This window comes from Okeania sp. SIO3B5 (genome assembly GCF_010692555.1).
In the GTDB taxonomy this organism is placed as follows: domain Bacteria; phylum Cyanobacteriota; class Cyanobacteriia; order Cyanobacteriales; family Microcoleaceae; genus Okeania.
The window spans coordinates 1-6,889 of record NZ_JAAHHG010000526.1 but is presented as its reverse complement, the minus strand read 5'-3'; the positions used below and the strand labels follow the sequence as shown (position 1 = coordinate 6,889).

General features: G+C 37.5%; 6 protein-coding genes. 2 read left to right on the top strand and 4 right to left on the bottom strand.

Annotated elements, in window-relative coordinates; all coding sequences use genetic code 11:
• A partial coding sequence (locus F6K54_RS37350) for a hypothetical protein (protein WP_293089042.1) occupies window positions 1–258 on the top strand: 258 nt, incomplete at its 5' end.
• A gap of 155 nt (window positions 259–413) precedes the next feature.
• Here the strand turns inward: F6K54_RS37350 and F6K54_RS37345 are convergent.
• The 4 genes from F6K54_RS37345 to bioB form a co-directional block, all read right to left on the bottom strand.
• A complete protein-coding gene (locus tag F6K54_RS37345; RefSeq protein ID WP_293089045.1) occupies window positions 414–929 on the bottom strand; it encodes a pentapeptide repeat-containing protein in 516 nt (171 codons plus the stop codon).
• Window positions 930–1,604: 675 nt separating this feature from the next.
• Complete coding sequence (gene lspA, locus F6K54_RS37340) at window positions 1,605–2,090, bottom strand: signal peptidase II (RefSeq protein WP_293089041.1); 486 nt, start codon at window positions 2,088–2,090, stop codon at window positions 1,605–1,607.
• Between the two features lie 707 nt (window positions 2,091–2,797).
• The gene (locus F6K54_RS37335; protein ID WP_293089039.1) at window positions 2,798–3,382 is read right to left on the bottom strand and encodes a biotin transporter BioY; all 585 of its coding nucleotides are present in this window, start codon (window positions 3,380–3,382) and stop codon (window positions 2,798–2,800) included.
• Window positions 3,383–3,433: 51 nt separating this feature from the next.
• A complete protein-coding gene (gene bioB / locus F6K54_RS37330) occupies window positions 3,434–4,525 on the bottom strand; it encodes a biotin synthase BioB (RefSeq protein ID WP_375342028.1) in 1,092 nt (363 codons plus the stop codon).
• A 643-nt stretch (window positions 4,526–5,168) separates the two neighbouring features.
• Between bioB and pstS the strand changes: the two genes are divergently transcribed.
• Window positions 5,169–6,254, top strand: coding sequence for a phosphate ABC transporter substrate-binding protein PstS (gene pstS, locus F6K54_RS37325; protein ID WP_293089038.1), 1,086 nt, complete (start codon window positions 5,169–5,171; stop codon window positions 6,252–6,254).
• Window positions 6,255–6,889: the final 635 nt, after the last annotated feature.

Here is a 6,889-nt window from a genome sequence, read left to right as displayed (position 1 = left end):
TTAAAGTTATCAGAAAAAATCCCCAAATGTTTGTTGAGACCAGAGGATGTCAACAAACATGATTGGAGTCACTGGAGACGAGTTGCTAGTTTTATTAAACTACATCGTATTCGCCGGACTCAACTTTTTCAAGATCGGAAAGCCCTTGAGGGTATCCTAACCCATAAACTATGGGCGGAACATCAACTTTCTGTGCAAGTACACATTGAAACGGGTGAGCCACGAAATAATTTGCACTCACCGATGGCAAATGTCTAGCGCGTGTCTAGTTTTCAAGAAGGTGGATACATAGCAGTCGCCATTAGTGTATTTGACTTATGAAATAGCTGCAAACTTGCGAATATCAATAATCAAACTTCTTCCTTCTGCTATTTTTTTCATAAACATGAAAAAAGAACCTCAATTTCTCAAAATTAGAGTTGAGGAGGACAGCCCAAACTATCACGGGTTGCTACTCCTGTAATAGGATTAATACCTGAAGCATTTTTACACATTAATTTTACCTGATAGCGGTCTACTATTGCTCCAGAAAAATCTGCCCCTGTCACCACTGCATTACCGAAAGTGCTACTACTCAACATAGCATCTGTGAAAATAGCATTAGTTAAGTCAGTTTGATCGAAAGTGACTCGATCTGCAAAAGTATCAGTAAAATCTACATCACTTAAGTTTGCCTGAAAAAAGTCTCCTTTAGTAATAATTGTTTGTTGCATATTTGCCCCTTGAAAATTTGCACCCCACATTACTGCACCTGCAAAGGAAGTACCGTGCAAATCTTTGTGAGAAAAATCTCGATACTTTAAATCTGTGAGAGTATAATTTACGGTATTTTCCTGTGCTTGAGCTGAATCAATATGAATTGGCAAAATACCTACGGCAGCCAATATTAAGACCAATACTAAAAATCCTGTTTTCACCACTACAATCACTGCTCCCAAAGTTGAGTATAACTAAATAGGGTTTGCTGATTAAATATCAAAGCATTTACAGATAAGGATTTTAGCCTTTTTAGGTCTGAAATACCTTGGTTTTCAGCTCCAATAGCTCAAAAAGTTAGCATTTTGGGCAAGAGTTAGCCAGAAAATCACTTTTACGATTCTTCTGACTACCTCTTCTATAATTCCCATTCCTCCTGACTTCTGAATTCTGTTTGCTTCGCGGTGACAAACGGAAATTCTGGCTCCTATCCTTACCACTCATACTTTTTCAGCAAACCCTAAATAATAACTATACCAAATTAGAGACCATCTTAACGAAGTCAGAAGTCAGAAGTTAGAGGTTGGCATTTCAAAAATGCGGAATGTCGCTTTTCATAGTTTTATGGAATGGGCATCTTGCCCGTTCCTGATATTTTCACTCCTTGGCAGAATACTCACCGTTCTTAGAAACCTCCAAAAATATTTTGCCAAGATGGAGTGGCACGACCCAATTATTTTGATAAAAATAAAAAATTTGACCTTTTTCCGGAGACTTTACAGAGGCGATCGCGCCTTTGAGATTAACCGTATCAAAGTCAATTTATTGCAGTCGCTATTACTGTATTTGATATATCAAACGCCAAATTTTTAGTTATCTAGAAGAGAAGGAAAAACTTCTTCCTTCTACTATTGGGGTCTACGTTTTGGTCTTCCACTAAAAAATGTGGCAATAAGTAAACAAACAATGCCAATATTAATCGAAACATCTGCCACATTGAACACGGGAAAATCTATGGGGCGAAAGTGTATAAAATCTACAACATAACCCAAAATGAACCGATCAATACCATTGCCCAGTGCCCCTCCTAAAATTAAACCGTAGCCCAGTTGTTCCCATTTATTAAATCTCGGTCCAAATAAAGCCCAACTCATTAGGCCAAGACTAACAATCAAAGACAACCATCGCAGCCAATATACCCCACCATTACTAAATAAACTAAAAGCTGCCCCAGTATTAGTCACATAAGTAAAATGAAATACACCAGGCCACAAAACCATGCTTTCTCCAAGTTGAAAATTTTGTACCACCCAAAATTTAGTCAAGTGGTCTAGCAAAATGCTAACAATAGCAGCTATCCAGAATAAAAGATTTTTTTTGAAGTGTAATTTCAAGGTTAGTGATTTATTATATTTATTTCAATTTATCCTGCAATTTAACAAGAATTTTTTAAGATTGCTATGTTAACATCCTTTCAGTGCTAAAGTAGCGGAGATTCCTACTAAACCTTATCTATTATACGTAAGTTTCCCATTTGTAAGATTCTAATTCAACTGCTGTACAATACCTACACAATTTCGGCACTCACTGGGTAAAACCTGACCCACCCCTCTAGCTCCTCTCCCAGGAGGGGATGGGGGTGGGTGATGTTTGCTTCTTGCTTCAACCTGGGAGGCCGCCCTCTTCCAGTTCACAAGCGTAAATTCGGGTACAGCCTACCTTATTTTTCTCATTAACTTCCCCATACTGAGATAACACCAGTGTATTCTCTATTTTCTTTATCCAATGGACTAAGAGAAGAAATAATGTAAGCATTCAGCTATTAGCTGTCAGCTATCAGCAACAAGACTCTCTCCTTAAAGGACGGTGTTTAAATTAACAACTTACTTTAAGGGTAAGGGAGGCAACTTTTGTAGTAAGACAGTTAAATATTGCTTTTATCCTAAACTAAAAGCAATAGCTGATGGCTGACGGCTGAATGCTTACGAAATAATATTTCCTTATATTCAATTCCGTAACGGTTAAAACCAGAGGTAATTATCAATTATCAATTATCAATTATCAATTAATGAAAGATACCTTTTAATTGAATATTTTATCTCTAATAAAATAGTAAACGTCGTAGTAAATAAGCCATAACTGCTACAGCACATATAATTCCTAGTTGTCCTGGTAAAGGAAAAATAGAAAATCTATAGATAGCTTCCAATAAAGATAATGAACCTGCCTCTTTCCAGCCGAAAATACTGCTAATAATTAGATAACTTAATCCAGTTACATGAATACTTAACAAACCACATAAACAACTAAACGTTAATGATTCTAGCTTGGGATATACTTGAAAAGCTAAATTTCCACATATCCATGCCCCAGGAATAAAACCCAATAAATAACCAAAACTAGGTTCTCTCAAATAGCCTATACCACCACCTTGACTAAACACAGGTAATAAAGTTAGACCTAAAAATATATAGGCAATTTGAGAAATAACAGCAGCATTTTTTCCACCCAAACAACCGACAAACAAAACAGCACCAACTTGGTAAGTTACTCCTAAGGAAAAAGTTTTAACTTCTTGTTGTTCCCAAATCCAAGTTGGACTTGCAAAAGAGGCAGGTAAAAATGTTGCAGCAATTGTCAAGAGTAAACCTGTAATTGCCCAAAGTAATTGAACTGTAATTGTCACGGCAATTAACAATTATTTCTGAATATAAAAAATTATTCTACCACCTCAAACCTAATTAGTAGGAATAGGAGCTTCCCCACCTTTCAGTCCTAGAGATTCAAGCATGGCTTGGTCTGTTTCTGGAGGTTGACCAAGAGTTGTCAGATAATGGCCAATCAACATAGCATTAATACCAGCCTTTAAGCCCAAGGCTTGCAATTCTCCCATTACAGCTTCTCGGCCACCAGCATAGCGAATAATTTGCTCTGGTAAAATCAGACGGAAAATAGCGATCGCCTTCAAAGCATCGTAGGGGTCTAATCTAGGCAGTTCACCTAAAGGCGTACCTTCACGAGGGTTTAATAAATTTAAGGGTACTGATTCAACTTGTAGTTCTCGCAAAGCCAGGGCCAAATCTATCCTGTTTTCCCAAGTTTCTCCCATACCAATAATACCTCCTGTACAAGCCTGAATACCTGCTGCTTTGAGGTTTTTCACCGTTTCTACCCTGTCATTCCAGCTATGAGTAGTGACTATTTCAGGGTAAAACTGTTCGGAGGCTTCCAAATTATGGTTATAGCGAGTTACTCCTGCCTCTGCCAATGCTTGAGCTTGTTCTGGTGTTACTTCTCCCAAGGCACAACAAGGCTTAATATTCGTCTCAGCAATAATTTGCCGTACTGTATCTAAAATTTTCTCAAATTCTGTAGATTTGGGACTGTTATACTTAATACCTCTACCTTGAGAAACCAAGCAAAATCTTTTAGCACCACCAGCTTCTGCTGACTTTGCTTGAGCTAATATTTCTTCTGTGGATTTGAGGCCATAAACTGGGGATGCTTCTCCAGGATGATGAGCTGATTGGGAACAGAAGCTACAGTTTTCTGAACAGCCTCCTGATTTGACATTAATGATGCTACATAGGTCTACAACGTTACCACAGCAGGCTTGACGGACTCGATCTGCAGCTTCACAAAGTAGGAGTATATCTTCTTGTTCTGCAATCTGGGTTAGGGTAATGGCCTCTTCTCGGTTTAGACGATACCCAGAAATGACTTGATCGGCCAAGTTTTGCAGCCATGTGTCTAGATGTTGTTTCTTATCTGGCAAAGATAGGAAATTAGTATTAGTTTCTGTATTAGTTGATAGAGGTGCTTGAACCACAACTAGCCTTTTAATTGTAATAATTTGATCTAATGTCGTAGAATCTTAGCATTTTTTTTCCACATTTCTACAGTACTAGCTTCAGTCCTACAAATTTCTTTACCAAATTTTTTTACTAATTTTTTTTGACTTTTATGGCTTTGAAATTATCTTTTCTCTCATGGGTTTAATACCCCACAGTGCTTAAAATTGGTTAGGGTTATACCATTTCTCAAAAACTTTTCTACATTTTGTTGAGGAGGGAACCCACCCCTCGCCCCTCCCCCTCCGGTGGAGGGGAAATAGGGCAGTGGGGGAGTGGGGGAGAAGCAAACATAAGAATAATTAACATTAACTTAGTTGAAATTAGCAAAAAAGTAATTTTGCTTGTACCAATCAGTTGACAACTGAAGTATTACCCAAGTATAGCAATACTTTTGGGAATTAGTATTATAAGACCAAAAGTGGCGGGTCGTTGGCATCCCCATGCAATTTTCCCTTCTGCCTTCTGCCTTCTGCCTTCTTCAATTGAGATATTTAGGCGATTCAGCTAAATTTGTTAACTTTTATTTAACCTATTTTTTACCTATTTTTTACCTCTATATGTTCAACTTGCATTAACGTTATGTCTTGTGTTTAAAGTCAATATCACAAATTAATAGTTATGTCGCCTAGTATCAATTTTAGTCAAATAATTCGTAATACTTCCAAAGTATCCTTAGTAGCCTTAACAATTGGTCTAGCTACTACAATTACCGGAATCAAATATGGCCTCGCTCAACAAAAAGTCAACCTTGTAGGTGCAGGTGCATCTTTTCCAGCTCCCTTATATCAGCGTTGGTTTGCCGATATGAGAGATAGTCGCTCCGATCTTCAGGTAGATTATCAATCAGTTGGTAGTGGCGCTGGTGTCGAAAGATTTACTCAAGAACTGGTAGATTTTGGTGCTAGTGATGTGGCAATGAAAGATGATGAAATTGCCAAAGTTGGTAGAGGGGTAATTATGTTACCTATGACAGCAGGTAGTGTTGTCTTGGCTTACAATTTACCAGGTGTATCCAACCTAAAATTATCCAGGGAAGCTTATGTAGATATCCTTTTGGGTAAAATAACAAAGTGGAATGACCCCAAAATAGCTGCTGCTAACTCTGGTGTGAGTCTACCAGAGTTAGCAATTACTGTAGTTCATCGTTCTGATGGTAGCGGAACTACAGGAGTTTTTACTAAGCATCTGAGTGCTATTAGTCCAGAGTGGAAACAGAAGGTAGGCGAAGGAAAAACAGTTCAGTGGCCTACAGGTGTAGGTGGTGCAAAAAATGATGGTGTAGCTGCTTTAATTCGTCAAACAGAGGGTGGCATAGGTTATGTAGAGTTTGGTTTTGCTAAGAGTGCTGGTCTTCCTACTGCAGCTTTGGAAAATAAATCTGGCAGTTATATCAAAGCTTCTCTGGAGTCTGCTAAGTCTACTCTGTCAGCAGTGAAATTACCAGGAAATCTGCGTGCTTTTATTAGCGATCCTGAAGGTGGTGATTCTTACCCTGTTGTTACTTACACTTGGATGCTGATTTATGGCCAATATGATGATGCAGCTAAAGCTCAGGGTATAGAAAAAATGATTGAGTATGGCTTAAATGAGGGTCAAAAGGTAAGTGCTGATTTAGGTTATATTCCACTTCCTGACAATGTTCGTCAGACAGTTGCATCTGCTGCTGATAAAATTAGCTCAGGCTACAAAATAAGTCTCAAGTAATTCTATAGCAGGGAACAGGGAACGGGGAACAGGCAACAGGCAACAGGCAAAAGTATTTCTCTGTCTAGGGTTGATCGTCAATCTATGTCCTAACCTACTCGTTCCTTGCTATACAGTTGTTTTTCTTCATTTTTTGCTCCCTAGGACTTACGGAATAATTAAGGTTTAAAGTCTCTCCTTTAAAAGAGAAAAAAGAAAAAATTTTCCCTTTTTCGTCAATCCTCTTCTTTTCAAGGAGATGTATTTATTAATAATTAACTGAGAGTAAAATTGAAAATACTTGCCACTTAATACTTGAAATATCCATTGGTAAATAATTCCTAATTTTTCAATATTTTTCAATTATTCAACCCTTATTGAAGATTTATAACGATTGATTTTCCCTAAAATAAACAGCCCCACATCTTAACGAAGTCAGAAGTCAGAAGTCAGAAGTCAGAAGTTATTTTTATAACGATGAAGTGATAGTTCAATTATTAAGTAATTAACACCCTAAGAAAATAACTTTTTTGACGTTTTTTTTATGATATCTTCAAACTTTTCCAAATAATCTTCATACAAGTGTGGTTGATGTAGTAACTCTAATGGGTTAGTAACCCAATACCAATATTTCTTTTTTTGTACAGATAAAGCAA